This window comes from Sphingomonas liriopis (assembly GCF_024211255.1).
GTDB lineage: Bacteria > Pseudomonadota > Alphaproteobacteria > Sphingomonadales > Sphingomonadaceae > Sphingomonas > Sphingomonas liriopis.
On record NZ_JAMLDY010000006.1, the window covers coordinates 25,665 to 52,049 of the forward strand.

Consider the following 26,385-nt stretch of genomic DNA (forward strand, 5'->3'; position numbering starts at 1 on the left):
CGAGCCGTTCGTCGCCGCAGCGCGGCACGGATGCCTCCAAGAAAGGGAGTTCAGATCATGGCAGCCCGCAGCAACGTCCCGGCGACGATTCCTGCCCTCGGCGGGGAGCAGAGCCTCAACCGCTACCTGTCCGAGATCAAGAAATTCCCCATTCTGGCGCCCGAGCAGGAATTCATGCTCGCCAAGCGCTTCCAGGAGCATGGTGATACCGATGCGGCAGCGCAGCTCGTTACCTCGCACCTGCGGCTCGTCGCCAAGATCGCGATGGGCTATCGCGGCTACGGCCTGCCGACGTCGGAGCTGATCTCCGAGGGCAACATCGGCCTGATGCAGGGCGTGAAGAAGTTCGAGCCCGATCGCGGCTTCCGTCTCGCCACCTATGCGATGTGGTGGATCCGCGCGTCGATCCAGGAGTACATCCTGCGCTCGTGGAGCCTCGTGAAGATGGGCACCACCGCGGCGCAGAAGAAGCTGTTCTTCAACCTGCGCCGGATGAAGTCGAAGCTCGACGCGTTCGAGGACGGCGATCTCAAGCCCGAGCATATCACCAAGATCGCCACCGACCTCGGTGTCGCCGAGAGCGACGTGGTCAGCATGAACCGCCGCATGGCGATGGGCGGCGACACGTCGCTCAACGTCTCGATGCGCGAGGATGGCGAGGGCCAGTGGCAGGACTGGTTGCAGGACGATGCGCCGTTGCAGGACAGCGTCGTCGCCGAGGCGCAGGAGGCGGACGTCCGCCATGGCATGCTCGTGTCGGCGATGGACGACCTCAACGACCGCGAGAAGCATATTCTGACCGAACGGCGGCTGACAGACGACCCGAAGACGCTGGAAGAGCTGTCGCAGGTGTACGGCGTGTCGCGCGAGCGCGTGCGGCAGATCGAGGTGCGCGCGTTCGAGAAGCTGCAGAAGGCGATGATGCGCATCGCTGGCGAAAAGCGGCTGCTCGCGGCGGCGTAAGATGGTCGGCACCGTCGTCATCGGCGGCGGTGCGGCCGGCATCGCCGCGGCGCGGCGGTTGTATGACGCCGGCGAGGACGTGCTGCTGGTCGAGGCGGGGGATCGCCTCGGCGGGCGGGCGCGGAGTGTGTCTTTACACGGGCTGCCCCATGCCGGCCGTCACCCCGGACTTGTTCCGGGGTCCACTTTTCCGCAGGCGGAGTCGAAAGAGGCTCAGGCGATGCGCTCGCCGCCCGGTGGACCCCGGAACGAGTCCGGGGTGACGGAGTATGTTGGGCGGGCCGCGTCCGCCACCGCCGCCGCCGCCGCAGCCACCCCAGTTCCTGCCCCTGCCCCTGCCCCCGCCACCCCAGCTTTCGCTGGGGTGACGGACGGTGGGTGGAATGGCGGCAGCGCCACCGTCGACCTCGGCTGCGGCTGGCTCCACTCCGCCCGGCACAACCCATGGACCGCCATCGCCGAACACGCCGGCTTCGCAATCGACAAATCCTCCCCCAATTGGGGCGTGCAATGGCGCAATCTCGGCTTCCCGCCGGACGAGCAACAAGCGTTCCGCGCCGCCTACGACCGGTTTGAAACCGCCGCCCACGCCGCACTCGACGGCCCCGACCGCCCGCTGTCCGCCTTCGTCCTCGAAAGCGACCCATGGCGCCCGATGATCGACGCGATCTCGGGCTACGCCAACGGCGCGCCGCTGGATCGCGTGTCGCTGCACGACTGGGCAGCGTATGAAGACGCTGCGACGGAGGACAATTGGGCGCTGCCCGCCGGTTACGGCACGCTGGTCGTCCATCATGCCGGCGACGTCCCCGTCCGCCTGAACACCCCCGTCACCCGCATCGACCACGGCGGCCGTACGATCCGTCTCGAGACACCCGCCGGGACTATCGAAGCGGACCACGTCGTCCTCGCCATCCCGACCACCGCCTATGACGCGATCCGCTTCGATCCGCCGCTGCCGGCCAAGCACGACGCCGCCGCCGCGCTGCCGCTCGGGCTCGCCGACAAGGTGTTCCTCGCGGTCGATTCGCCGGAATGGCCGGCACACGCGCATCTCACCGGCAAGCCGCACAGCGCCTGCACCGCCAGCCATCGCCTGTCGCCGTTCGGCCTGCCGATCGTCGAGAGCTTCTTCGGCGGCGCGTGCGCGGAAGCCATGGCGGACGAAGCCGCCGCGACCGCCTTCGCGATCGACGAACTCGTCGGCCTGCTCGGCAGCGACTGGCGCCGCCGTCTCACCCCGCTCGGCGCCACGCACTGGCGCGCGGTGCCGCATATCCACGGCAGCTACAGCCACGCCCGCGTCGGCCATGCCGGCGCCCGCGCGATCCTCGCAGCCCCCGTCGACGACCGCCTGTTCTTCGCCGGCGAGGCCTGCTCGGCCCGCGATTTCTCCACCGCGCACGGCGCCTACGAAACCGGCATCACGGCGGCGGAGGCGATCCTGGGCTTGAAGGCGGCGGCCCCCGCCCCGTAAGAGGCGGCGATGTTCCGTTTCGCCCGTATCCTGGCCAAGGCCGCGCTGATCTTCGTCGTCGTCACCGTGGCGTGGGTCGGCCTCTATCGCTTCGTGCCGGTGCCGTTCACCTGGACGATGGCGGGCGACCTCTTGGGTGGCCGCAGCGTCACCAAGCAGTGGATGCCGCTGTCCGAGATGGACCCCGACATGCCGCGCGCGGCGATCGCCGGCGAGGACGCGCGTTTCTGCGAGCATCACGGCTTCGACTGGAAGGGGATCGCCAGCGCCGCCTATAGCAACGCGCGCGGCAAGCGGCTGCGCGGCGGCTCGACGATAAGCCAGCAGACCGCCAAGAACGTCTTCCTCTTTCAGCGCGGCGGCTATGTCCGCAAGGCGTTCGAGGCCTATTTCACCGTCCTGATCGAGACGCTGTGGGGCAAACGGCGGATCATGGAGGTCTATCTCAACGTCGCCGAGACGGGGATCGGGACCTATGGCGCGGATGCGGCGGCGATCCGCTATTTCAACCACGACGCCAGCCGCCTGTCGCCGACCGAGGCGGGCCGGATCGCGGCGGTGCTGCCGCTGCCCAAGAAGCGGGCGGCGACCGACCCGCATGGGTTCGTGCGGCGGCACGGCAACGCGCTGGCGCGCTACGTGGGTATGGTGCGGCGCGGCGGGCTGGATACCTGCCTGAAGTGATCGCGCGGACAGGCGACGCCACCTTTCCTCCGTCATTGCGAGCGTCGCGAAGCAATCAAGAGCCGGACCAGGACGCCCTAGATTGCTTCGCTACGCTAGCAATGACGGATTGGGAGGCAGGGCTGCCTCACCTCCCCCGTTCGCCCTGGTGAGCAGATCGTCGAGGCCCCCGGCCTCGACTGAAACGTTCGGGGGACGTTTCACCTGCTCACTGTCGAAGGGCATTGAGTCTCACCGTACTTCGACAGGCTCAGCACGAACGGTGGGGTGAGTTAGCGTTGGCGCCCAATCGCCCGCGCATAGGCGTCCACATCGACGTTGCCGCCCGACAGGATCACCAGCAGCCCCGGCTCTACCGCAACCTTGCCCGCGAGCACCGCCGCCAGCGCCACCGCGCCGCCGGGCTCCACCACCAGCCGTAGATGCTCCGCCGCCCAGCGCTGCGCCGCGGCCGTCTCCGCCTCGCTCACCGCCACGCCCGTGGCGTCACGCCGCGACAGCACGTCGAAGGTCAGCGGCGACACCCGCTGCGTCTGCAACGCGTCGCAGGCAGTCGGTGGCGGATTGTCGCCGACGGGCTCGATCCACGACGCCTCCAGCGACCGGCGCATGTCGTCCCAGCCCTCCGGCTCGACGACGGTGATCGCGGCGTCCTTCAGTCCCAGCGCGATCCCTGCGGCAAGGCCTCCGCCCCCGCACGGCACCACCACGCGCGCGACCGCGCCCAGACCGACCGCCGCCATCTGCGCCTCCGCCTCGATCCCCGCGCTTCCCTGCCCCTCGATCACCCAGGGATCGTCGAAGCTCGGCACCAGCGTCGCACCACGCGCCTCGGCGAGGCGGGCGGCAATCCCCTCGCGGCTTTCGGTCGCGCGGTCGTAGCGAACCACCTCCGCCCCCAGCGCCAACGTCCCCTCCAGCTTCGCTCTAGGAGCATCGCCGGGCATCACGATCGTCGCCGGCATGCCGAGCCGCTTCGCCGCCCAGGCGATTCCCTGCGCATGGTTGCCCGACGAGAAAGCGACCACCCCGCGCGCCCGCGCCGCATCGTCCAATGCGGTCAGCCGATGCCACGCGCCGCGGATCTTGAACGCGCCGATCGGCTGCAGCGATTCCGCCTTGAACGCGACCGGCATCCCCTTGATCTCGTGGACGTAAAGCGGCGTCGGCGGCAGGATGCGGGCGATCTTTTCGGCGGCGTCGCGGACCCCCGCACGTGTCGGCTGTCGCAGAATCGTCACTTTTCGTCCTTTCGTGGTCCAAGCCACTTTACATGAGGGTTCGACGACCATAGATCGCGCCTCCGCTGCCCCATGGGACTTCCAACCGCAAGGCAGCTTTTGTCACCGTATGCCGTAAGGCAATTGGAGGTCCCTTGAATTGGCCAAGCACGATAGCGCGCTGGGGCTAGCGCCCCTCTCGACCGCCCGTTCCGCTCACACCGGCGCAGGCATCGACATCGCCAGGAGCAAGCCGGTCGATCCGGTCACGCTCGTTCGCCCGCACGCCGCCGCGCGCGCGGCCCGGTTCTTCGTCGAGAAATTCCCGGGTCGTTCGATGTATGCGGTGAAGGCGAACCCGTCCCCCAATCTGCTGCAGATCCTGTGGGACAATGGCATCACGCATTACGATACCGCCTCGATCGCCGAAGTGCGCCTGGTCAAGGCGACGCTGCCGAATGCCACCTGCTGCTTCATGCACCCGGTCAAGTCGGAAGAGGCGATCGCCGAGGCGTATGACGTTCACGGCGTGCGCACCTTCTCGCTCGACAGCATGGAAGAGCTCCACAAGATCGTCCGTGCCACCCGTGGTGCGAGCGACCTGACGCTCTGCGTCCGGCTGCGCGTGTCGTCGGAATATGCCAAGCTGAGCCTCGGTTCGAAGTTCGGCGTCGGCCCCGGCGAGACGAAGGAGCTGCTGATGGCGACCCGCCAAGTGGCGGACGCGCTCGGCATCTGCTTCCACGTCGGCAGCCAGACGATGTCGCCCGACGCGTACACCAACGCGATGGAGCGCGTTCGCGCGGCGATCGTCGAGGCGGCGGTGACCGTGGACGTCATCGACGTCGGTGGCGGCTTCCCGTCGAGCTATCCCGGCATGACCCCGCCGCCGCTGGAGCGTTTCTTCGAGACGATCCACCGCGCGTTCGAGAGCCTGCCGGTCAGCTATTCGGCCGAATTGTGGGCCGAACCGGGCCGGTCGCTGTGCGCCGAATATGCCTCGGTCGTGGTGCGCGTCGAGCGGCGCCGCGGCAACGAGCTGTACATCAACGACGGCGCCTATGGCACGCTGTTCGATGCGGCGCATATCGGCTGGAAATATCCGGTGCAGCTGCTCCGCCAGCCCGACAGCGACGCACGCGACATGGACTTCGCCTTCTGGGGTCCGACCTGCGACGACCTCGATTACATGGCCGGCCCGTTCCCGCTGCCCGCGGACACGAACACCGGCGATTATTTCGAGATCGGTATGCTCGGCGCCTATGGCTCGGCGATGCGCACCGGCTTCAACGGCTTCGGCACCGGCGACACCGTCGTCGTCACCGACGAACCGATGCTGTCGGTCTATATCGAGGACCTGTCCGTCGCAGCACAGCGGACGACCAACGTCGTCAAGCTGTAACGTCCACCTGTCACTTTATCGTCATCCCAGCGAAAGCTGGGATCTCAAGCCGCATGAGATCCCAGCTTTCGCTGGGATGACGGCTTATTGCTTGAGGTTTTGCTTTTCATGACCGACACCCTCACCAAGACCGCCGGCGCCAACGCGCCGATCAACGACACCCGCAAGGCGGAGCTGCTGTCGAAGCAGGTCAAGCATATCGATATCACCAGCTTCGACGCGCGCCCGATCATCGATGCGATGGCGGACATGAGCTTCACCAGCCGCGACCTCGGCCGTGCGACCAACATCTATAACCAGATGCTGGCCGACAAGGACTGCTCGATCTTCCTCGTCATCGCCGGGTCGACCTCGGCGGGCGGCTGCATGGACCTGTATGCCGAGCTGGTGCGCAACAACATGGTCGACGGCATCGTCGCGACCGGCGCCACGATCGTCGACATGGATTTCTTCGAAGGCCTCGGCCACAAGCATTTCCAGGCGCTGGAAATTCCCGACGACGACACGCTGCGCTCGCTCTACATCGACCGCATCTACGACACGTACATCGACGAGGAAGCGCTCCAGAACGTCGACCACACGATCTTCGAGATCGCCGAAAGCCTCGAGCCGCGCGCCTATTCGAGCCGCGAGTTCATCCGCGAGATGGGCAAGTATCTCGTCGAGCACGGCAAGAAGGACAACAGCCTGGTCAAGCTCGCCTACGAGCATGACGTGCCGATCTTCTGCCCGGCGTTCGTCGACAGCTCGGCGGGCTTCGGCCTCGTCAAGCATCAGGTCGATGCCGCCAAGGCCGGCCGGCCCTACCTGATGATCGACGCGGTCGCCGACTTCCGCGAACTGACGCAGATCAAGATCGAGGCGGGCGTCACCGGTCTGCTGATGATCGGCGGCGGCGTGCCGAAGAACTTCATCCAGGACACCGTCGTCTGCGCCGAGATCCTCGGCCACGACGACGTGCAGGTCCACAAGTACGCGGTACAGATCACCGTCGCCGACGTCCGCGACGGCGCCTGCTCGTCCTCGACGCTGCAGGAAGCGGCGAGCTGGGGCAAGGTCAACACCGGTATCGAGCAGATGGTCTTCGCCGAAGCCGGCTCGGTGATGCCGCTGCTGGCATCCGACGCCTATCACCGCGGCCTGTGGAAGGACCGCCCGGTCCACCGCTGGGGCACGCTGTTCGACAAGTAAGTCGGCCTATCGCCTGACGAGAAACGGCGCCGCGGTCCCATTCGGGGCGCCGTTTTCGTTTCACCAAACGACGCCTACCTCCCGTTCGCCCTGGTGGACAGGTCGTCGAGGCCCCCGGCCTCGACTGGAACGTCCGGGGGACGTTCCACCTGTCCACTGTCGAAGCGCAGTTCTCCACACGCAATACCGTGCTTGCGGAAGCCAGTGCTTCGACAGGCTCAGCACGAACGGAGCCGGGCGTGCGTTACGCCTCAGCCTCCGCCCGCGCCTTCCGCGCGAAATCGTTGAGCTGCTGCATCGTCTCGGCGAACTTGCCGTCGCGCTCGGCGTTGCGGAACCCCCGCACGCGCTCGACCAGAATTTCGTCCGGCGTCGGCTGGGCGGCGAACAGGCGCATCACCTCGTCCGCGAAGTCGTCGAGCGGCTGGTACATCGATCGCTTCTCCTGCCCCGGCGTCAGCGTCGTCTGTACGCCCGGCGGCGCCAGTTCGATCACCTCGACCTTGCCCTGCAGCGCATCGCGCAACGACAGCGTGTAGCTGTGAATCGCCGCCTTGGTCGCGCAATAGGTCGGCGCATCGACCAGCGGCACGAACGCCAGCCCCGAGGTGACGTTGACGATGACCGCGTCGGGCTGCGCGGTCAGGTGATCGATCAGCGCGTTGGTCACCCGGATCGGGCCGAGCACGTTGGTGACGATCGTCGCCTCCGCATCCGACAGATCGCGGCGCGACGTCAGTGTCTCGAAACGCATGATCCCGGCGTTGTTGAAGAGGACGTTGAGCCCCGGATGCGCCGCGATCACGCGCGCGGCGAAATCCTCGACGTCCGCGGCGTTCTCGACGTCGAGCGTCATCGCATGAATGTTCGCCCGCCCCTCGGCGACCTTATCCAGCGCCTCCTGCCGCCGCCCGGCGACGATCACGGTATTGCCGGCATCGTGCAGGCGGTGCGCCAGCGCTGCGCCGATGCCGGAACCACCGCCGGTCATCAGAATGGTATTGCCGCTCGGCTTCATCGCATCGTTCCTTGGTCGTGAAGGCTCCCATGTATGGCGGCCGTCGCCGGATGAAAGGTTGCGAAGGCGCAGGCTTTACGGCAGCCTCCGCCGCCGAAGGGGAACAGCGACATGCACAGTGAAATCCTGCGGCCGATGGTCGTGCTCATCGCCTGGACGCTCGTCATGCTCGTCTGGATGCTGGCGACCCGGCTGCCGGCGATGAAGGCGGCGGGTGCCGACCTCGGCAAGCTCGTGGGGTCGAAGGCGTCGGATGCCGACCGGGCGCTGCCACCGGAGGTGCAGTGGAAGGCGCACAATTACAACCATTTGATGGAGCAGCCGACGCTGTTCTACGCGGTGTGCACCGTGATCGCGCTGACCGGCACCGGCGATGGCGTCAACGCCGCCTTTGCCTGGGTCTATGTGGCCCTGCGCATCGCACATTCGCTGGTGCAGGCGACGGTGAACAAGGTAGGGCCCCGCTTAATGCTGTTCCTCGCCTCCACCGTCATGCTTGCCGGGCTGACTCTCCACGCCTCGATGGCGGTCTTCTGATGGCCAAGGGAGAGGGCTTCGAACGCCACCGCCAGCCGTGGACGCAGGACGAGATCCAGAAGCTCCACACGCTCGCCAAGAAGGGCATGGCACTGAAGGCGATCGCCAAGGCGCTGACCCGCAGCGAAGAATCGACCAAGGATCGCGCCAAGGCCGACGGCCTGTCGATCGCCAAACTGCGCTGACTTAACAATCCCCCGTTCGTGCTGAGCCTGTCGAAGCACGGTGAGCCTCAGGCCCTTCGACAGTGGACAGGTGGAACGTCCCCCGGACGTTCCAGTCGAGGCCGGGGGCCTCGACGACCTGTCCACCAGGGCGAACGGGGAGAGTTGGCGAGCGTGAAGTGTCGCGCCCTAGACCGGCGCCGCCAGCGCGACGAAGGCGCCGGCGCGCGATCGCAGGCGGGCCGTCGATCCGGCGAGCGCGGCCGACACCGCCTCCAGTTCCGCCGCATCCGCGCCGAGCGCCACCGACTGGTCGTCGATCGCCCGCGCGCGGTCCTCGATCGCGGCGCCTGCCTCGACCGATTGCTCGACATGCGTCGCGATCCGCCGCGTCGTGCGGGTCTGCGCGGCGACCGCGATGTCGATCGATTGGCCGGTGTCGGCGATCCGCCGCATCGCGGCGTCGAGCAGGCGATGGCCGCCGACCACCTCCTCGAGCAGATGGTGCATCTCGGCGACGCGCACGGCGATGTCCCTGGCGGCGGTGCCGGTCTGCTGCGCCAGCGTCTTCACTTCGCTGGCGACGACCGTAAAGCCGCGCCCCGCCTCGCCGACCCGCGCCGCCTCGATCCCCGCGTTGAGCGCGAGCAGGTTGGTCTGCCCGGCGATGCGCTGGATCAGCCGCAGCATGTCATCGACCGCGGCGGCGCTGGCGACCAGCTCGCCGGCAAGCAGCGCGACATCCGCGGTGAAGGCCTGCCCCGCCGCATCGATCCGCGCCGCTCGCGCGCCGCGCACGTCGATCTCGCGGATCACGCCCACGGGCCGCATCTCGTCATCGACGATGGCGAGCAGGCGCAGGTCGTGGCGTTCGCGGAACCGGTCGATCGCCGCCGCCAGCGACGCGGTGTGCGGCAGGCACCGCCCCTTGCCGACGATCGACGGTGCGATCGACAAGGACGCATGGCGAAGCAGGTCGAGCGCGAAGGGCATGACGCGTGGGCTACCTGCCGACGGTAAACGGCGGGTTAGGGTTTGGTGACACGCCGATGACAGCGCCGGTTTTTGGTTCAGCCGAACAGGCGCCGGGCGCTGCGTTCGAGCATCAGCAGCTGCCACAGCGTCCGGCCATGATCGACACGCCCGCCGCGATGCTCCTCGACCAGCCGGCCGACGGTCGCCATGTCGAGCCAGCCGCTGTCGCCGAGCAGCCGCGACCGGGTCAGCGCCTCCGCCTCGTGTCCCAGCGCGCCGCGGAACCAGGCGCTGATCGGCGTCACGAACCCCATCTTGGGCCGGTACAATGTATCGCGCGGCAGATAGCGTTCGAGGCTGCGCTTCATCAGCCATTTGCCCGTCCCGCCGCGCAGTCGCATCGCCGCCGGCAGGGTCGCGGCGAATTCGACCAGCCGATGGTCGAGCAGTGGCTCACGCACCTCCAGCCCCACCGCCATGCTGGTGCGATCGACCTTGGTCAGGATATCGCCGGGCAGCCAGATCTTGATGTCGGCATATTGCGCGCGATCGATCGCGTCGCGCGCCGGCGCGTCGCGCATCGCGGCGATATAGCGATCCTCGGCGCGATGCCCCGCCAGCGCCCGCCGCGCCTCCCCGCTCAGCAATCGCGCGCGGAGTTCGGGCGACGTCACGCCCACCGCGCGGGCATAGGCCTCGTCGCCATCGCTTCCTAGCGCGAGCAGCGTCGCCTTCGCCCGCAATGGCCGCGGCGCCCAATCCGCCTTGGGATACCAGCGCCCGAGCGTCCCGAAGGTCGCCGCGCGCCAGCGATCGGGCAACAGCCCGCGCACGCGCTCTTCCGCGGCGTGGAATTTGTAGCGGCGATAGCCCGCCAGCGCCTCGTCGGCGCCATCGCCCGACAGCGCCACCGTCACCCGCTGCCGCGCCAATGCCGCGACCTGATAGGTCGCCAGCGCGCTGCCATCCCCGAACGGCTCGTCGAAATGATGGACCAGCGTGTCGATCAGCGAAAAATCGTCCGGCCGCACCACCTGCGCGTGATGGTCGGTGGCGAACCGCTGCGCGACCGCGGCGGCATGGGCCCGCTCGTCATGCCCCGCCTCGTCGAAGCCGATCGTGCAGGTGCGAACCGCGGCCTTGCTCGCCTCCGCCATCAGCGCGACGACCGCGGAGCTGTCGACCCCGCCCGACAGGAAGGCGCCGAGCGGCACGTCGGCGACCATCCGGCTGCGCACCCCGTCGCGCATCCGCGCGAGCAGTTCCTCGCCCAACGCTTTGGCCGATCCGCTGGCACGGTCGGCGAAGCTGACGTCCCACCATTGCCGCGGCCGCGGCACGCCCTGCCAGCGCTGCACCTGCAGGAAATGCCCGGCGGGCAATTTGCGCACCCCCGCGACCAGGCAGGCATCGTCGGGGACGTAGCCGAGGGCGAGGAAATCCTCGACCGCGGTCACGTCCGGCACCCGCCGCAGCAGCGGATGCGCGAGCAGGCCCTTCAGTTCGGAGGCGAAGGCGAGGCTGCCGTCGGACAGCTCGACATAATGGAGCGGCTTCACCCCCATCCGGTCGCGCGCAAGGAACAGCGTGCCGGTATCGGCATCGTGCAGGCCGAAGGCGAACATGCCGTTCAACCGGTCGAGCATCGCCGGCCCCCAGGCGCGCCAGCCGTGCAGCAACACCTCGGTATCGCCGCCGGTGACGAAGCGCGCGCCCTTCAGCTCGAGCTCGCCGCGCAGCTCGGCGAAATTGTAGATTTCGCCGTTGTAGGTGACGGTCAGCGCGCCGGCCTGCATCGGCTGCGGCGAGCCGGCGAGGTCGATGATCGACAGCCGGCGATGGCCGAGGCCGACGCCGGGCGCGGTCCATATCCCCTCGCCGTCCGGGCCGCGATGCGCCTGTACCGCGATCATCGCGGCGATCCGGGCGGGATCGACCGGCTTGGGGGTTCCGGGATGGAATATCCCTGCGATGCCGCACATCAGCGGATGCCGGCGACGGCGTCACCCACGGCGGCGATCGGCCCGAGCGCCGCGGCGAAGGCGGCGACGTCGGCGCGCGCGTCGCGACCGGGCACGACCTCCGCCGACAGATGGATCGCCACCGCGCGCTGCGTGCCACCGAGCAGCTTCGCCTTCATCGTCTCGATCTTCACCACGCGCTCGTCCGCCGTTACCGTATCGCCGACGACGTACCATGTCGCGACGACGCGCTCCACCGGGCGCCGGTCGTATCCGGGCGCGGTCATGCGCAGCGCCGATCCGCCCGCGATCGGGGGGAGGTCGGCGATCCGCACCCAGCGGTCCTCCTCGCGGATCACGCCGGTACCGAACGCGCCGATCTTGTGGCCTTCGCCCTGGCTCGCGAACACGGCGATGGCGAGATCGACCGCCGCGCCGCCGCGGGCATAGCGCCCGAACAGCGCATGGTCGGCGCCGGGATAATAAGGCTGCCACGGGCCGGTGCGGCTGAGCGGCGCGCGGGCCCAGCCCGCGACTTGCGGCAGCGCGATTCGGGCGGGCAGCGGCGTCGCACGCTGCGCGATGGCGACACTCCATACCGGCCAGAGGCCGGCGGTGGCGATCGTAAGCAGCACCGCCATCGGCAGTCCCATGCGCCCGCGCGTCACCGCGGGCAGCGCCGCGGGATCGAACGCCGGCGCATCGGGCGCGCGGTCGAACCAGCGCCAGCCGATCCCCAGCACCGCCGCCATCACCAGCCCGAAGAACACCCAGCCATAGACGATATGGTCGAACCCCGTCGCCGCCTCGACGCTGGTCAGGTTCGCGGCATAGATGGTGGCGAAGGCGCGCAAGCCATTGGCGATCACCGGCACGACCAGCGCCGCGACCATGAACCACGCCCGCCGGACCCGCGATACGAAGCAGACGTTGGCCACCAGCACGCCGAACGCCAGCATCGCGATGACGAACTTCGCGCCCGAACACGCCTCCGCCACCTCGAAATAATAGCGGCCGGCATGGATCAGCACGCCGTTCGATTCGGCCGGCACGCCGAAGAGGTGGAGCAGCGGCATGACGATCCGCACCGTCAGCGCCTGCAGCGGCGGTTCCAGTTCCTCACCGAACGGCACCAGGAACAGCGCGTAGCCAAGCGGGAACAGCAGCCCGCGCGCCACCTGCGCGCCGAGCAGGGTCACGACGGCCCCCTGCACCATCAGCACGAGACCCAATTGCCGCGCGAAGGTCACCGACCCGGCATCGCCCATCAGCCACCCGGCGCCGCCGAGCGCGACGAGCAGCAGGCCGGGCCACCACGCGACCGGCGTCAGCGCGGCCAGCTCCCGCCGGCGCTGCCACACCAGCCAGCCGATCACCGGCGCGATGAACAGGCAATGCCCGAAGGTCGTGCTCGTCCACCAGATCGTCACCAGCCGGATCAGATCGACGCGGAAGATCAGCAGGATGACCGCGACCGCCAGCCCCAGCGCGACGCCATGCCGCCGCCACGCGCCCGCGGGCCGGACGAGTTCGGACGGCAAGACCGCGACGCTCACGCCGCCAGCCCCAGCAGCGCATCGAGCGGGGCCAGCCGCGCCTCCCAATCGTACCGCGCCAGCACCCGCTTGCGCGCCTGCGCACCGAGCGTTGCCGCCGCCTCCGGATCGTCGAGCAGCGCCGTGATCTGCGCGGCATGATCGTCCGCCTTGCCGGCGACGCGCAGCGTCCCGCCGTGGTCGATCCCCTCCGCCGCCGCGACCGACGCCACCACCGGCCGCGCCATCGCCATCGCCTCGAGCACCTTGTTCTGGATCCCGCGCGCCAGCCGCAGCGGCGCAACGCATACGTCCGCGGCAGCGAGCCACGGCCGCACGTCATGAACCGCGCCGGTGACGACGACGTCGTCACCCGCCAGCGCCTGCACCGCCGCGGTCGGCGCGCGCCCGACGATGGCGAAGCCTGCGGTGGGATGGGCGGCCTGCACGAGCGGCAGGACCTCGCGCACGAACCACGTCACCGCCTCGACGTTCGGCCGGTAATCCATCTGCCCGGTGAAGACGATCAGTGGCGAAGCACGCCCTCCGCTCACATCTCCCGTCACCCCGGACGTGTTCCGGGGTCCACTCTGCGACGAGGCGAAAGGCACGTTACTCGAAGCCATGCGCCCGTGGCCCGGTGGACCCCGGAACACGTCCGGGGTGACGGACGGAATGTGGCAAGCCGGATCGAACACCGCCGCATCGATCCCGTTCTCCACCGCCTCGATCCGCCCCGTCGCGCCGCCGTCACGAAACAGCGCCGCCTCCGCCTCACTCACAAACACGCTCGCCCGCACGCCTGCCGCCACGTCCCGTTCGAACGCGCCGAGCAACCGCGCCTCGCGCCGCATCATCCAGCGCAGCGGCCATGCCCCCTGCCCGGCGAACCCGGCGAACTTCGCCGAATCCACGTCGACGAAATCCATCACCGCCGGCACGCCATCGGGCAGATATTGCGCCATCTGCCCGGAAAAACAGTAGACCACGTCCGCCCGCACCCGCGCCGCCGCTGCCCGCAGTTCGGCGGAGGCAAAGGCGGTCAGCGACACCGGCCGCCCCGTTGTTAGCGCCTGGATCGCCGCCAGCGGCTGCGACTTGCTCCGCCGCACGATCGCGACGCTCGCCAGTTGTTCGGCCAGTTCCGCCGGCACGTCGAAATCCGCCTCCTGCTCGCCGAACGCGACCAGATGCACCCGCGCGCGTTGGCTCAGATAGCGCAGGACATGATAGCTGCGGATCTTGTCTCCCCGATCGGGGGGGAACGGCGCACGATGCGCGAGGAACAGCAGATCCATCAGCCGAGGCCGCGCGAGATCCACGGCCCCAGCAGGTTGGCGACCGGCAGCGGCAGCTTCTGCCACGTCGCGACCATCGCCGCATATTTCGGGTTGAGCGGATTGACCTCGCGGGTCTCGCCCTCGCTGCGCTTGGCATAGCTGCGCGGCACCGGCGTGAAGCCCCAGTTCTTCTTGAACGCCGCCGCACCGGTACCGGTCTTCGACCGCCCGAAATCGAAGCGCACACAGCCGCGCCCGCGCGCATGGTTCATCAGCGCGAAGTACATCCGGTCGTTGGCGCGCAGGCCCCGCGCCGCTGCGGTCCCGCCGCCCCAATAAGGATAGACCGTCCCCTGGAAATACAGGCTCAGCACGCTCGCCACCGCATGGCCTTCATGCCGCACGGTCAGCACGTCGGTGTCCATCGCGCCCGCGACGCTGCGAAACAACTTGGCCGGAAACACCGGCGTGCCGAGGTTGCGCACCGATTCGGCGTAAACGCGGTAATGCTCCGGCAGCAACGCTTCGCCGCCAGTCACCACCTCCAGATCGAAGCCGAGCGCGCGCCGCACCTCGGCACGCTGCTTGCGCGGGATGGCGAGCATTTCGCCCTCCTCGGTCGCCGCCAGATCGCGCACGAAGCCGAGGTAGGACGTCTCGTCCGTCTCCCACCCGGTCGGCGCCGGGCCGCCGCGCAGCTCGACGCCGGGGCACCCCAGCCGCTGCGCCAGCTCCCACGCCCCCGCCGCCAGCGCATCGACGCCGCCGCCCAGCACGCCGCCATCGACGCCGAAGCCGGTCGATACCAAAGCCTTGCCGAACAGCGGCGAGCGCATCTCGGTCAGCGGCAGCACGCCGCCGATGCCGCCATCGGCGCGGTTCGCGACCAGATAGCGCGCCCGCTGCCCGCAACCGCGCTCGACCGCGCGGCTCCACGCGGTCAGATGAAACGGTGTCGCCCCCGGACAATTGCGCACGAAGGCATCGATCGCCCCGCTCTCGCGTACATCGGCGAGGTCCGCCTCGCGCACGCCGAGCGGCATCTCCAGCAGCGGCATCGTCACGCCATCACCGCCGCTTCGCGGGCCACGACTGCGTCGACCCGCCCCCAGTCGTGCCGCGCGATCAGCCCGCGCAGCTTGCCCGCCATCGCGCCCAGCCGGCTGTAATGCCGCACCCGCGACCGCAGCGGCGCATTCGCGACGCGCGGCTGGCCGGGATCGATCTCCCAGGGGTGGAAATAGAAGATGCCGGCATGCCCCTCGCCATTGACCTGCCGCACCGCGTAATCGGAGAGCGCCGCGGGCAGCATGCGGAAGAAGCCGCCGCCCGTCGCCAGATGCCGCCCCGCGACCTTCGCCACCGTCACCGGCAGCTCGATCAGGCCTGAATCCTTCAGCGGCCGAAACGCATAGCGCGGCGCATCATGCCAGCCATAATGGTCGTGGCGCACCGGCGCGACGCTCGACGAATAGGCATAGCCCGCCTCGGCGAGTTCATGGAACGCCCACAGGTTGCGCGTGTCGATCGAGAAGCTCGGCGCGCGATAGCCGGTGACCGCCTGCCCGCTCGCATCCTCCAGTGCCACGCGGGCGCGGGCGAGGTCGGCGCGGAACGCGGCGCGGTCCATCGTGAAGACGCGCTGGTGGTCCCAGCCGTGGCTCGCGATCTCATGCCCGGCGTCCGCGATCCGCCGGATCAGCCGCGGGTGCCGCTCCGCCACCCAGCCCAACGAGAAGAACGTCGCCACGACCCCGCTCTCGGCGAACAGGTCAAGCACTGCGCCGGTGTTGCCCTCGACCCGGCTGGGAATCGAATCCCAATCGTCCTTGGCGATCGTGCGTTCGAACGCGCCGACCTGAAACCATTCCTCGACATCGACCGACAGGCCGTTGAGCACGGGGCTACGCGGCATGGTCCCAGGCCGCCGGAGCGCGGATCGGCACATGATCCTGATTGAACTCGGCGACGCCCGCAACCACCGCGGAGGCTGCCGCCGCCGCCTCGCCGCGATCCGCCTCGACCCAGTCGACCAGCAGCGTCAGTACGCGCCGCAGCGCTTCCTCCTGCTCCGCCACCCGCGCCTCGAGCGCGACGATGCGGTCGTCTTCGGGCGGCGATGCGGCGGGCTCGTCGGGCAGCGGGTCGAGCCATTGCGTGGTGCGCGGGACGAAGCGGCGCACCGACGTTTCGTCGGGTTCGTCTGTTGCGTTAGCCACGTCCTCGATCCGTTCGTGCTGCGCTTGTCGAAGCACATCGGGACTCGCCTGCCCTTCGACAGGCTCAGGGCGAACGGTGGGGGCGGGTTCGGGTTCGGGTTCAGCTTCGGCTTCGGCTTCGGCTTCGGGCTGCGGCTCGGGCACCACCGCCGCCGCCGGCGCGTCCACCGCCAGCATCGGCAGATCGGCATGCAGGTCACGCAGCACGCCGCGCACGACGCGGCCGTCGATCAGCTCCAGCCCCTCGATCGCCGCCGCCAGCATCACCCGGCCGGCAAGCTGGTTGAGCCGCCGCGGCACGCCGCCCGACCCCTGATACAGCGCTTCGAACGCATCCTCAGCGAAATCCGGCCGCCCCTGCCAGTCGACCACCGACAGGCGGTGCGCGATATAATCGGCCACCTCGTGCGGCTCCATCGGGTCGAGATGATGGATGGCGATGACGCGCTGGCGGAGTTGCTCGAGCCGGTCGGAGCCATGCAGCCGCTCGCGGAACTCGGGCTGCCCGAGCAGCAGGATCTGCAGCAGCGCATGGCCGCCGGCCTGGAAGTTGGACAGCATGCGCAGCTCTTCGAGCGCATCGACGGGCAACGCCTGCGCCTCGTCGACGATGAGCAGCGTCCGCCGTCCCGACCGCGCTACCGCGTGCAAGCCCCGCTCGATCGCGGTCAGCAGCTGCGCCTTGGCGAGCCCCGCCGGATCGACGCCCAGCCCGGTCGCGACGATGCGCAACAGATCGTCCGCCGGAATCGCGGTCGACACGACCGTGATGACGTTGAGCGCCGCGCTGTCGAGCATGCCGGTCAGATGCCCGACCAGCGTCGTCTTGCCCGCGCCGATGTCGCCGGTGACGACGACGAAGCCCTCGCCCTGCGCCAGGCCATAGCCGAGGTACGCCATCGCCTTGCGATGCGTCGCCGTCTCGTACCAGAAGCGCGCGTCCGGCGTCAGCTGGAAGGGCCGCCCGGAGAGGCCAAAATGGTCTTCGTACATGTCCGACCCCTTAGAACGAATAGCGGGCGGCAAGGATCGCCTGCGCCGACCAGCTGGTATCCACATCGCCGGTATCGAACGCGTAAACGCCCGCGCTGGCCGAGGTGGTGACCCGCCCGAAGCTGTGGCCGTAGCTCGCGGTGCCGCCATAGGACCATACGCCCGCTGCCTGCGCCACGCCCGATTCGTAGTAATTGACGAAGGCGTTGAGATCGACCGTCGACGCCGGCGTCAGCGTGCGGTTCCAGAACAGCTGGCCATAGGCGCTCTGATCCTCGATCCCGTACAGCGTCACGCCCGGCACGGTGTCGCGGTTGAACAGCTTGCGGTTGGCATAGCCGATGCCGCCGCCATAGCTCGACCGCCCGCGGGTGATCGACAGCACCGCGTCCGCCCCACGCGCACGATAGCTGGCGGTCGAGATCGACTGGAACACGTCGTTGAGGCAGCCGCCCGGCGTCGATCCGCTGGTCGAGAAGACGCAGCCGTTGAACTGCTGCGTGAAGGCATCACGCGCCGCGATGAAGCTGGTCGGCAATTGCGACAGGCCGGTGCGCAGCTGCCGGCCGAAGGTCGTCACGCTGTCGTACACGTCCGCGGAGAAGCCGACATGCTCCGACGCCTGATAGGTGACCAGCCCGGTATAGCTGACCGTGCCGTAGCGCTTGCCGACATGCGCCTCGGCCGACACGCGCCGGTTGGGCCGCCACACCACGCCCGCGTCGTAATAGACGCCGTCGGTGCGATAGGCGATCTGCCGCGGCGAGGCCTCGTCGGTGACGAAACGGCCGTCGCCGTCGACCACCGGCGCGCCCGCCGCGGTCAGCAGCGCCGAGCGGCTGCTCGTCTCGACGCGTTCGTAGCCGACGCCTGCGGTGAGCGCGACGTTGGCGGAGACCGGCGCCAGCACGTCGCCGCGCGCACGCCACGCCTCGTAGCGCCCGTCGAGCTGGCCCGCATCCTCGCGCTCCCAGCCACCGCTCGCGGTCAGGCCGACGGGCAGCACCTGCCCCGGCTGCACGCCGAGGCTGAGCCCCGCGACCTGCCCGAACGAATCGTCGTAATAGTCGAGCCGCGGCTGCCCCGCCGCGACCCCGGTGAAGCTGGGCGTCTGGACCTTGGTATAGCCCGCCTGATAGCTCGCCGCGACCGCGACCGGCCCGGCATGCGTCGCATAGCTGGGGCCGCCATAGACCGCATAGACCTGGCTGATGTTGTCGACGTTGCCGACCAGCACGCCCGGCGCCGCGCCGCGGATATCGGAACGGGTCCGCGTCGCGATCCCGCCCGCCTCCAGCATCAGCCCGCGCGCGACCTGCGCAGAGACACGGGCGAGGCCGGTGTGGATATCCGAATCGCCGATATCGTCGTCCCACGCGATGCGGCGCTCGTAGCGATACGACAACTGGCCGTTGACCCGCGCGCTGCTCGCCGCGACGTCGATGCCGACCGCGACGTTGGAATAGGTCAGCACGTCGCCGCTGTTGAGATCGGCGTCGAGCACCTGCCCCAGTTCGATATAGGGCGTGGCGGTCAGCCGCCGGCTTTGCGCCTGCGCGGCGGTGCCGGCGGCGAGCGCGCCGAGCGCGACGCCGATGGAAAGAACCCGGATCACTTGCCTGCCTCCTGGCCGTAATAGGTGCCGTAGCGGTGCCCACCGGGCACGAACGAGACGGCGTTGAGTACCAGCGCGATCTCGTCGCACCCGTCGAGCCGCTGCACCGCCTCGCGCAATTCGCTTTCCGGCGTATGGTCCGCGCGCACGATCAGCATCACCTGCCCGACCAGCATCGCCAGCACCGCGGCGGGCGAGGCGGCGAGCGCGGGCGGCGAATCGAAGATCACGATGCGGCGCGGATTGGCCTCGAGCAGCCGCGCCAGCACCACGCGGGTGCGCGCGGACGCCAGCAATTCGGTATCGGTCGCGGTCTTGGTGCCCGCGGGCAGGATCGACAGGCCGCCGACGTCGGTGCGGATCACCAGACTTTCGACATCGATCCGGCTGTCGGCGAGCGCGTCGAGCAGCCCCGGCTGTTCGGCGAGGCCCAGCTGCACCAGCACGTCGGGCTTGGCGAAATCGGCATCGACCAGCAGCACCTCGGTATCGCGCTCGGCGGCGAGCGACAGCGCGAGGTTGACCGCGCAAAAGGTCTTGCCGTCGCCCGGCCGCGCCGAACACACCAAGGCGGTACGTGCCTTGTCGCGCTGCCCGGTCTGCGCGACACGCTCGCGGGTGATGAGCAGCTGGCGCTTGATGAGCCGGAACTCCTCGGCGAGCGGCCCAACGGGCGCACCCGGCACGATCATCCCCGCTTCGGCCAGCATGCCGCGGTCGATGCCGGCGATATCGGTCAGCTCGGGCGTGTCGTAGAAAGACTGTGGCAGCTCCTGCCCCACCGGCGCACGCAATTCGGGCGGGATGGCGAGGAAGGTGGGATCCGCTTCCGGCGCCGCGGCGATCCAGTCGTCCTCGACGACGGGCGAAGGTGCGGGTGCGGGTGCAGGGATCGGCGCGACCGCGATCGGCCGCGGCGCGGCGACGGCCGGCTCGGGCAGGTCGGGCACGGGCGCGCGCTGGCGCAGCGCCGCGCTGAAATCATAGGCCTGTGCCGCACGCTCGAGCAGCGAGTCGCGGCGGATGGGTTTGTGCATCATATCGTCCTCACCCGCGCTCACGCCGCCATGCCGCGCTGGAGCACCTCGACGCCGAGCAGCAGCACGTATGCCGCCGCCAGCCCCGCGGTGCCGCCCAGGAACAGCTTCAGTCGCTTGGCGCGGGTGTCGGCCTGCAGCCGCGTCACCACTTCGCCGATCGATCCGATCACCGGCATGCCGGTCGCCTTCTCCAGCCGCGGACCCGTCGCGAAGGTCGCGCGCAGCTGCCCCATCGCGAACGCCGCACCGACGCCGGCGCCCAGCCCCACGATCAGCACGCCGGTCAGCAGCAGCATCCGGTTGGGTGCGGTCGGCGCGCGCGGCGTCGTCGGCGGATCGATGACCGAGAATTTGACGTTGTCGGTCTGTGTCTGCGCCTGGCCCCGCAGCGCGATCTGCTGGCGCTGGGTCAGCAGCTGGTCGTACTGGTCCTTCAGCACCTGATAGTCGCGGTCGATCTGCCCCTGTTCGGCGGCGACCTCGGGATCGCCCGACAATTTGGCGTTCAGCTGGTCGAGATCGCCCTGCAGCTGCGCCTTGCGCATGCGCAGCGCGGCGACCGCGGATTGCTTGTCGGCGATCATCGATTGCAGCGACAGATACAGCGGGTTGGGCGTGCCGGCGGTGCCGCCGCCCAGCGGCTCGCCGCGCGCCGCGCCCTGCGCCGCGCTCAGCTGGCGCTTCAGCGCGATGACGTCGGGATGCTGGTCGGTATAGCCGCGCGCGCGCGCATCGGCGAGTTGGCCCTGAATGGCGTTCAACGCGGCGCGCGCAGGCCCCGCCGCCATGCCACCCATGCCGGGGATCGTCGCCGGCGTGCCGGCCATCTGGCCCTGCACCGCGGCAAGGCTCGACTGCGCGGCGGCGAGGTCGCCGTCGACCTGCGCCATCTGGCTGCGCGACGCGCCGATACGGTCGCTGACCGTGCCGGTGCCGGGCAGCGAGCCGAGATAGCGCGTCTGGAAATCGGAACGCTTGGCGTCGGCGTCGGCGAGTCGCTTCTGCAACTGCTCCAGATTCTTGTCGAGGAAGTCGAGGCTCTGGCTGGTCTGGTTGCGATCGCGACCCAGGTTCTGTTCGACGAAGATGTCGATCAATTTCTGCGTGATCGACCGCGCCAGCTTCGGCGAAGCCGCGGTGGTCGTGATCTGGAACAGATTGTCCTGCTGGCTTTCCACCTTGATCGCGGTGGCGAGGCCGGCGACGCGATCGGCGATGTCGCGATCGCTCGATACCGTCTGGGCAAGGTCGGTGCCGCGGACGACCTTTTCCAGGTTTACCGCGCTGACCAAGGTCTGGCGGATCGTATCGACGTCCTTCTGCTGGGTCTGCGCGGGCGCGTCCATCGACGCGGGCAGGATCGACTGCATCTGCACGAACACGCGCGCCTTCGATTCGTACTTGCTCGGCATCTGGCTCACCACGAACCAGCCGAGCACGCACACGCCCCAGGCGACGGCCAGCGCCAGCCAGCGCCGCGTCCAGATCGCGTGCAGCGCGAGCCGCGCCTCGTCGTAGATGCCGTTCATGCGTTCGGTCGCTCGCTAGACAAAGATACGCCCAGCCCCAGCCGTTCGTGCTGAGCTTGTCGAAGCACAATGAGACTCAGGCCCTTCGACAGGCTCAGGGCGAACGGGAGGTGATTGGACGGGATCACGCTCGTGTTCCTCAGAACATCGATTCGGGGATGATGATGACGTCGCCGGGCTGCAGGCTGACGTTGGCGCTCGAATCGCCCTTCTTCAGCAGATCGGCGATCTGCAGCTTGTACTCGTGCTGCTCACCCGTATCGCGATCGTGGCGGACCAGCTTCGCCTTGTTGCCCGCGGCATACTGATTGAGCCCGCCGACCGCGATCATCGCGTCGAGCAGCGTCATGTTGGCGCGATAGGCGATCGAGGCGGGCTTTTCGGTCGCGCCGATGATCCGCACCTGCTGGCTGTAGGTGCCGGAAAAATTCTCGACGATCACCGACACGCGCGGATCGGTGACGTACTGGCTCAGCGCCTTCTTGATGTCGGCCGCCAGGATCGACGGTGTCTTTCCGACCGCGGGCATGTCGTTGATGAGCGGGGTGGTGATGCGGCCGTCGGGGCGCACCTGCACCTTCGCGGTCAGCTCCGGATTGCGCCAGACGAAGACGTTCAGCTGGTCGAGCGGGCCGATGACATATTCCTCGCCCGGCTGTTCCTTCGACGCGACATAGGATGCGGGTGGCAATTCGGCGCGGCCACCACCGCTCGAACAGCCGCCGAGCGCCGACGCGGCGGCGCCGATGGCGAGCAGGACACGGACGGAAACACCGGAACGCATTGAGTCTTCTCCTGGCCGCCCATCACGCCGGGCGCAGTACGGGCTTCCAGACGGCTATGGCCCGGGAGAGGTGAAGATAGCGTTAGGAACGTATCGGCCGGATCGACGGCGCCCCCTCGCCGCGGGCCTCGCGGGACGCTAGGCTCGGCGCATGATCCGCGCTGTCCCGCTCGTCGCCCTCGTCGCCGCTCCGGCCCTCGCCCAGTCGGCACCGCCGCTGACCGACGTGCAGATCGCCGCGATTACCTCCGCCACGCAGGCCGAACGCATCGCCCCCGGCCAGACCGAAACGGCGCGCCGCCACACCGGCCCGATCACGCTCGTCGTGCGCGAAAAGGGCATCGGTCGCGCTCGCCTGCTGCGCATCGACGGCCGCGTGACCGCGCCACCCTCGACCACCCGCCCGCTCTGCGGCGCCGCCGTCACCGCCGGCGCCTGCAAACCCGGCGAGGCGACGACGGGGCTGGAGATCACCTGGCATCTCGGCCCGTTACCCGCCGGGACAACGGTGTCGGTGCAGGACAGTTCGGCAAACCTGCCGGCACAGACGCTGACCGCCGAAATCACGATCGGCTGATCGAAACGGCCTGTGAAAAGGCTTGCCCCAACCGCGGATACACCGTCACCCCGGACTTGTTCCGGGGTCCACGCGTCCCCGAATCGCGACGTCTAGGCTCGCGGGACGGTGGATGCCGGAACGAGTCCGGCATGACGGAGGGGACGTGCCCCTACCCTGCCACCACCTCCAACGCCGGCGGATGCCCCAGAAACCCCGCAGGGCTCGCCGAAGCGCCATACGCCCCCGCCAGAAACACCGCGATCACATCCCCCACCTCCGCCGGCGGCAACCCCACCCGGTCCCCCAACCGGTCGAGCGGCGTACACAAGGGCCCCACCACCGACACCGTCTCGCGCCCCTCGCCCGTCACGTCGCGCGCCAGCGCCAGCGGATAATTCCGCCGCACTACCGTCCCGAAATTCCCCGATGCCGCCAGCTGATGGTTGAGCCCGCCATCGGTCACGAGGAACGTCTCCCCCTGGCTCTCCTTGCGATCGACGACGCGCGTCAGATAGACACCCGCCTCCGCGACCAGCCACCGCCCCAGCTCGATTGCGAACCGCGCCTCCCGCAAGACCGCCGGCCGCTGCGCCAACGCCTCCCCCAGCGCCGCCCCCACCCGCTCGACGTCGAGGCTGGCGTCGCCGGCGAAATAGGGCACGCCGAACCCGCCCCCCAGATTGACCAGCGGCGGCGCCTCCCCCGCCTCGTCCGCCAGCCGCGCGGCAAGCGCCAGCGTCGCCGCCTGCGTCTCGACGATCGCGCCGGCGTCGAGCGCCTGGCTGCCGGCATAGATATGGAACCCCCGCCAGTCCGCTCCGTCCGCGACGACCCGCCGTACCAGCGCCGCCGCGCGCGCCGCATCGACCCCGAACGGCGACGGCCGCCCGCCCATCTTCATCCCCGACCCGCGCAGTTCGACATCGGGATTGACCCGCACCGCCAGCCGCGGCGCGACGCCCAGCTCCTCGCCCAGCCGCAACGCGCGCTCCGCCTCGCCCTCCGATTCGACGTTGAGCGTCGCGCCGCTGCGGATCGCGCCGATCAGCTCGCCATCGCGCTTGCCCGGCCCGGCAAAGCTGATCGCGCCCGCCGGCTTCACCGCCAGCGCCTTCTCCAGCTCGCCCCCCGACGCGACATCGAGCCCGTCGACCAGCGGCGCGATCCGCTCGAGCAGCGTCGGCAGCGGATTGGCCTTGATCGCATAATGCAGATCGACATCGGGAAATGCTGCGCGGAACCGGTTCGCCCGCGCGGCGACGATTCCCATGTCATAGACGAACACCGGTGTCTCCGCCGCCCACGCCTCGGCCGCCGTCCCGGCGATCGTCAGCATGCCGCTCTGCGCGGCGAATTCCGCCGGCAAGGCCCCCATCGGCTTCATGCCGTCACCTCCCCACGGATCGCCGCGCGATCCAGCTTGCCGTTGGCGTTGCGCGGCAGTTCGCTGCGCCATTCGTAGCGCATCGGCTGCATGAAACTCGGCAACAGCCCGCGCAACCGCGCCCGCAACGCCTCCTCGCTCGTCGCATCGCCCGCCAGCACCACGACGATCCCCTGCCCCAGCCGCGCATCGGGCACGCCGATCGCCACCGCCTCGCGCGCCTCGCCACCCGCCAGCACTGCCTCCTCGATCTCCAAGGGACTGATCCGGTTGCCCGCGCTCTTGATCATCTCGTCGTCGCGCCCGACGAAGCGGAACAGCCCGTCCGCCCCCTCGACAACCGTATCGCCCGACCAGACCGCCATGCCGCTGCTCGCCGCCCAATCGGGCGCCGGCCGGAAGCGCAGCGCGCTCCGCTCGGCATCGCGCCAATAGCCCTGCGCGACCAGCGGCCCGGCATGCACCAGCTCGCCCGGCTCGCCGACCGCCCGCGACCCGTCCGCCTTCACCGCCATCACCTCGGCAAAGGGGATCGCCCGCCCCATCGCATCCGGGTGCGTATCGATCAGCGCCGGATCGAGCCAGGTCGAACGGAACGCCTCGGTCAGCCCGTACATCGCCACCAGCTCCGCCTGCGGAAACCGCGCGCGCAGCCCGCGCACCAGCCGCTCGCTCAGCGCGCCGCCGGAATTGGTCAGCCGCCTGAGCCGCACCGCCGTCTCCGCCGGCCAGTCCGCGTCGAGCAACTGCACCCACAACGGCGGCACCCCGGCGAGCGTCGTCGCCGCCACGCGCTCCACCGCCTTCACCACGTCGCGCGCCGTCATATAGTCGAGCGGCGCCACCGCCGCCCCGGCATACCAGCTCGAAAACAGCTGATTCTGCCCATAATCGAACGACAGGGGCAGCACGCCGAGCACGCGATCGTCCGCCGCCAGCCGCAGGTAATGCGCCACCGACACCGCCCCCAGCCACAGATTGGCGTGGGACAGCATCACCCCCTTCGGCCGCCCCGTCGACCCGGAGGTATAGAGGATCGCCGCCAGCGCCTGCGGATCGCCCGCCGACCGCCCCGGCCCCGCGGCAGCGAGCGGCACCTCGCCATCCGCCACCACCCGGCACGCATCGGGCACGTCGCCCGCTTCGAACGTCGTCGCCCGCGCAGGCTGCGTCACCAGCATTGCCGCGCCGCTGTCGGCGAGGATATGCGCCACTTGCGCCCGCCGCAGCGCCGGATTGACCGGCACGTGCACCAGCCCCGCGCGCGCGACCGCCAGTGGCATGACGCAGGCGAGCGCGGTCTTCGGCAGCCACGTCGCCACCCGCTCCCCCGCCGCGAGCCCCAGCCCGCCGAGCCACCCGGCGACGCTCGCGACCGCACCCTCGACCTCGGCGAACGACCACGTCCTTGCCCGCTCGATCAGCGCCGGCGCGTCGGCTGCGCCGCGCAGCACATGGTCGATGGGACGGGGCGTTGGATCGGGAGCCATGGCCCCTCATAGCGCCACCCCGTTGCCGAATGCAGCCCCAGCCTCTACCGCGTGGCGATCCGCAACCGATCAGGGCCGCCGCATTGCTTCCCGAAGGCTATACGCAAGTCGAATCGACCGTCCGCGCCGTGCTCGCCGACGTGCTCGGCCTCTCCGCCGAACGGGTCGCCGGCTTCACCGCGACGACGCCGCTGTTCGGCGCGCTGCCCGAACTCGATTCGATGGCGGTCGCCGGCGTGCTGACCGAGATCGAGGACCGGCTCGGCATCCTGATCGAGGACGACGAGGTCGACGGCGACATGCTCGAAACGTTCGGCGCGCTCGTCGCATTTGCCGCAGGCAAGGCGCTGGTCTAGCGTCCGGCG

General features: G+C 69.4%; 24 protein-coding genes. 9 read left to right on the plus strand and 15 right to left on the minus strand.

Annotated features, from left to right (window positions below):
* Positions 1–57 precede the first annotated feature (57 nt).
* From rpoH to mtgA, 3 genes are read left to right on the plus strand one after another with little or no spacing between them, the layout of a single operon-like run.
* Positions 58–963: an RNA polymerase sigma factor RpoH gene (rpoH, locus tag M9979_RS06050; protein WP_254288446.1), complete on the plus strand. Its 906-nt coding sequence runs from the start codon at positions 58–60 to the stop codon at positions 961–963.
* Position 964: 1 nt separating this feature from the next.
* A complete protein-coding gene (locus M9979_RS06055; RefSeq protein ID WP_254288447.1) occupies positions 965–2,440 on the plus strand; it encodes a flavin monoamine oxidase family protein in 1,476 nt (491 codons plus the stop codon).
* 9 nt (positions 2,441–2,449) lie between these two features.
* Positions 2,450–3,124, plus strand: coding sequence for a monofunctional biosynthetic peptidoglycan transglycosylase (mtgA, locus tag M9979_RS06060; RefSeq protein ID WP_254288448.1), 675 nt, complete (start codon positions 2,450–2,452; stop codon positions 3,122–3,124).
* Positions 3,125–3,396: 272 nt separating this feature from the next.
* On the opposite strand, the gene M9979_RS06065 is transcribed toward mtgA, so the two are convergent.
* Complete coding sequence (locus M9979_RS06065) at positions 3,397–4,365, minus strand: threonine ammonia-lyase (protein WP_254288449.1); 969 nt, start codon at positions 4,363–4,365, stop codon at positions 3,397–3,399.
* A gap of 139 nt (positions 4,366–4,504) precedes the next feature.
* Here M9979_RS06065 and M9979_RS06070 point away from each other — a divergent pair, with 139 nt between their 5' ends.
* Positions 4,505–5,746, plus strand: a complete 1,242-nt coding sequence (locus M9979_RS06070) for a type III PLP-dependent enzyme (protein WP_277998422.1) — start codon at positions 4,505–4,507, stop codon at positions 5,744–5,746.
* Between the two features lie 108 nt (positions 5,747–5,854).
* Complete coding sequence (locus tag M9979_RS06075; protein ID WP_254288450.1) at positions 5,855–6,937, plus strand: 1,9-bis(guanidino)-5-aza-nonane synthase; 1,083 nt, start codon at positions 5,855–5,857, stop codon at positions 6,935–6,937.
* 244 nt (positions 6,938–7,181) lie between these two features.
* Here M9979_RS06075 and M9979_RS06080 read toward each other — a convergent pair whose 3' ends face one another.
* Positions 7,182–7,955 (minus strand): SDR family oxidoreductase, encoded by a 774-nt coding sequence (locus M9979_RS06080; RefSeq protein WP_254288451.1) that lies wholly within the window; start codon positions 7,953–7,955, stop codon positions 7,182–7,184.
* Positions 7,956–8,066: 111 nt separating this feature from the next.
* Here M9979_RS06080 and M9979_RS06085 point away from each other — a divergent pair, with 111 nt between their 5' ends.
* Positions 8,067–8,492, plus strand: coding sequence for an MAPEG family protein (locus M9979_RS06085; protein ID WP_254288452.1), 426 nt, complete (start codon positions 8,067–8,069; stop codon positions 8,490–8,492).
* Positions 8,492–8,677: a hypothetical protein gene (locus tag M9979_RS06090; RefSeq protein WP_230630108.1), complete on the plus strand. Its 186-nt coding sequence runs from the start codon at positions 8,492–8,494 to the stop codon at positions 8,675–8,677. The genes M9979_RS06085 and M9979_RS06090 overlap by 1 nt, the downstream gene beginning before the upstream one ends.
* 168 nt (positions 8,678–8,845) lie before the next feature.
* Here M9979_RS06090 and M9979_RS06095 read toward each other — a convergent pair whose 3' ends face one another.
* The 11 genes from M9979_RS06095 to M9979_RS06145 form a co-directional block, all read right to left on the minus strand.
* Complete coding sequence (locus tag M9979_RS06095; RefSeq protein WP_277998423.1) at positions 8,846–9,649, minus strand: methyl-accepting chemotaxis protein; 804 nt, start codon at positions 9,647–9,649, stop codon at positions 8,846–8,848.
* 77 nt (positions 9,650–9,726) lie between these two features.
* Positions 9,727–11,613, minus strand: coding sequence for an XrtA/PEP-CTERM system amidotransferase (locus M9979_RS06100; RefSeq protein WP_254288453.1), 1,887 nt, complete (start codon positions 11,611–11,613; stop codon positions 9,727–9,729).
* Positions 11,613–13,148, minus strand: coding sequence for an exosortase A (gene xrtA / locus M9979_RS06105; protein ID WP_254288454.1), 1,536 nt, complete (start codon positions 13,146–13,148; stop codon positions 11,613–11,615). The genes M9979_RS06100 and xrtA overlap by 1 nt, the downstream gene beginning before the upstream one ends.
* Positions 13,145–14,425, minus strand: a complete 1,281-nt coding sequence (locus M9979_RS06110; RefSeq protein ID WP_254288455.1) for a glycosyltransferase — start codon at positions 14,423–14,425, stop codon at positions 13,145–13,147. The genes xrtA and M9979_RS06110 overlap by 4 nt, the downstream gene beginning before the upstream one ends.
* Positions 14,425–15,465 (minus strand): FemAB family XrtA/PEP-CTERM system-associated protein, encoded by a 1,041-nt coding sequence (locus M9979_RS06115; RefSeq protein ID WP_277998435.1) that lies wholly within the window; start codon positions 15,463–15,465, stop codon positions 14,425–14,427. The genes M9979_RS06110 and M9979_RS06115 overlap by 1 nt, the downstream gene beginning before the upstream one ends.
* A 2-nt stretch (positions 15,466–15,467) precedes the next feature.
* Complete coding sequence (locus tag M9979_RS06120) at positions 15,468–16,322, minus strand: XrtA system polysaccharide deacetylase (RefSeq protein WP_254288457.1); 855 nt, start codon at positions 16,320–16,322, stop codon at positions 15,468–15,470.
* Positions 16,312–17,619 (minus strand): ExeA family protein, encoded by a 1,308-nt coding sequence (locus M9979_RS06125; RefSeq protein ID WP_254288458.1) that lies wholly within the window; start codon positions 17,617–17,619, stop codon positions 16,312–16,314. The genes M9979_RS06120 and M9979_RS06125 overlap by 11 nt, the downstream gene beginning before the upstream one ends.
* Before the next feature lie 10 nt (positions 17,620–17,629).
* Complete coding sequence (locus M9979_RS06130) at positions 17,630–19,234, minus strand: hypothetical protein (RefSeq protein WP_254288459.1); 1,605 nt, start codon at positions 19,232–19,234, stop codon at positions 17,630–17,632.
* Positions 19,231–20,274: an AAA family ATPase gene (locus tag M9979_RS06135; protein WP_254288460.1), complete on the minus strand. Its 1,044-nt coding sequence runs from the start codon at positions 20,272–20,274 to the stop codon at positions 19,231–19,233. The genes M9979_RS06130 and M9979_RS06135 overlap by 4 nt, the downstream gene beginning before the upstream one ends.
* 17 nt (positions 20,275–20,291) lie before the next feature.
* Entirely contained in the window at positions 20,292–21,803 is a 1,512-nt protein-coding gene (locus M9979_RS06140) for an XrtA system polysaccharide chain length determinant (RefSeq protein WP_254288461.1), read from the minus strand.
* A gap of 139 nt (positions 21,804–21,942) precedes the next feature.
* Positions 21,943–22,587: an XrtA/PEP-CTERM system exopolysaccharide export protein gene (locus M9979_RS06145; RefSeq protein WP_254288462.1), complete on the minus strand. Its 645-nt coding sequence runs from the start codon at positions 22,585–22,587 to the stop codon at positions 21,943–21,945.
* A gap of 151 nt (positions 22,588–22,738) precedes the next feature.
* Between M9979_RS06145 and M9979_RS06150 the strand changes: the two genes are divergently transcribed.
* Positions 22,739–23,164, plus strand: coding sequence for a DUF4879 domain-containing protein (locus M9979_RS06150; RefSeq protein WP_254288463.1), 426 nt, complete (start codon positions 22,739–22,741; stop codon positions 23,162–23,164).
* A gap of 151 nt (positions 23,165–23,315) precedes the next feature.
* Here M9979_RS06150 and M9979_RS06155 read toward each other — a convergent pair whose 3' ends face one another.
* A complete protein-coding gene (locus tag M9979_RS06155) occupies positions 23,316–24,530 on the minus strand; it encodes a pyridoxal-dependent decarboxylase, exosortase A system-associated (protein WP_254288464.1) in 1,215 nt (404 codons plus the stop codon).
* Positions 24,527–26,020 (minus strand): AMP-binding protein, encoded by a 1,494-nt coding sequence (locus M9979_RS06160; protein WP_254288465.1) that lies wholly within the window; start codon positions 26,018–26,020, stop codon positions 24,527–24,529. The genes M9979_RS06155 and M9979_RS06160 overlap by 4 nt, the downstream gene beginning before the upstream one ends.
* An 83-nt stretch (positions 26,021–26,103) precedes the next feature.
* Here M9979_RS06160 and M9979_RS06165 point away from each other — a divergent pair, with 83 nt between their 5' ends.
* Positions 26,104–26,376 carry an acyl carrier protein gene (locus M9979_RS06165; RefSeq protein ID WP_254288614.1) on the plus strand — a complete coding sequence of 91 codons (273 nt, stop codon included), beginning with the start codon at positions 26,104–26,106 and terminating at the stop codon, positions 26,374–26,376.
* Positions 26,377–26,385 lie beyond the last annotated feature (9 nt).

Excerpts from the sequence above, each read along its gene's own strand:
- M9979_RS06140 (WP_254288461.1), bottom strand. The coding sequence starts at position 21,803 with ATGAACGGCATCTACGACGAGGCGCGGCTCGCGCTGCACGCGATCTGG.
- M9979_RS06155 (WP_254288464.1), bottom strand. The coding sequence starts at position 24,530 with ATGAAGCCGATGGGGGCCTTGCCGGCGGAATTCGCCGCGCAGAGCGGC.
- M9979_RS06085 (WP_254288452.1), top strand. The coding sequence starts at position 8,067 with ATGCACAGTGAAATCCTGCGGCCGATGGTCGTGCTCATCGCCTGGACG.
- M9979_RS06160 (WP_254288465.1), bottom strand. The coding sequence starts at position 26,020 with ATGGCTCCCGATCCAACGCCCCGTCCCATCGACCATGTGCTGCGCGGC.
- M9979_RS06110 (WP_254288455.1), bottom strand. The coding sequence starts at position 14,425 with ATGGATCTGCTGTTCCTCGCGCATCGTGCGCCGTTCCCCCCCGATCGG.
- M9979_RS06095 (WP_277998423.1), bottom strand. The coding sequence starts at position 9,649 with ATGCCCTTCGCGCTCGACCTGCTTCGCCATGCGTCCTTGTCGATCGCA.
- M9979_RS06100 (WP_254288453.1), bottom strand. The coding sequence starts at position 11,613 with ATGTGCGGCATCGCAGGGATATTCCATCCCGGAACCCCCAAGCCGGTC.
- M9979_RS06090 (WP_230630108.1), top strand. The coding sequence starts at position 8,492 with ATGGCCAAGGGAGAGGGCTTCGAACGCCACCGCCAGCCGTGGACGCAG.
- M9979_RS06125 (WP_254288458.1), bottom strand. The coding sequence starts at position 17,619 with ATGTACGAAGACCATTTTGGCCTCTCCGGGCGGCCCTTCCAGCTGACG.
- M9979_RS06150 (WP_254288463.1), top strand. The coding sequence starts at position 22,739 with ATGATCCGCGCTGTCCCGCTCGTCGCCCTCGTCGCCGCTCCGGCCCTC.
- mtgA (WP_254288448.1), top strand. The coding sequence starts at position 2,450 with ATGTTCCGTTTCGCCCGTATCCTGGCCAAGGCCGCGCTGATCTTCGTC.
- M9979_RS06080 (WP_254288451.1), bottom strand. The coding sequence starts at position 7,955 with ATGAAGCCGAGCGGCAATACCATTCTGATGACCGGCGGTGGTTCCGGC.
- rpoH (WP_254288446.1), top strand. The coding sequence starts at position 58 with ATGGCAGCCCGCAGCAACGTCCCGGCGACGATTCCTGCCCTCGGCGGG.
- M9979_RS06145 (WP_254288462.1), bottom strand. The coding sequence starts at position 22,587 with ATGCGTTCCGGTGTTTCCGTCCGTGTCCTGCTCGCCATCGGCGCCGCC.
- M9979_RS06075 (WP_254288450.1), top strand. The coding sequence starts at position 5,855 with ATGACCGACACCCTCACCAAGACCGCCGGCGCCAACGCGCCGATCAAC.
- M9979_RS06135 (WP_254288460.1), bottom strand. The coding sequence starts at position 20,274 with ATGATGCACAAACCCATCCGCCGCGACTCGCTGCTCGAGCGTGCGGCA.
- M9979_RS06120 (WP_254288457.1), bottom strand. The coding sequence starts at position 16,322 with ATGCCGCGTAGCCCCGTGCTCAACGGCCTGTCGGTCGATGTCGAGGAA.
- M9979_RS06115 (WP_277998435.1), bottom strand. The coding sequence starts at position 15,465 with ATGCCGCTGCTGGAGATGCCGCTCGGCGTGCGCGAGGCGGACCTCGCC.
- M9979_RS06055 (WP_254288447.1), top strand. The coding sequence starts at position 965 with ATGGTCGGCACCGTCGTCATCGGCGGCGGTGCGGCCGGCATCGCCGCG.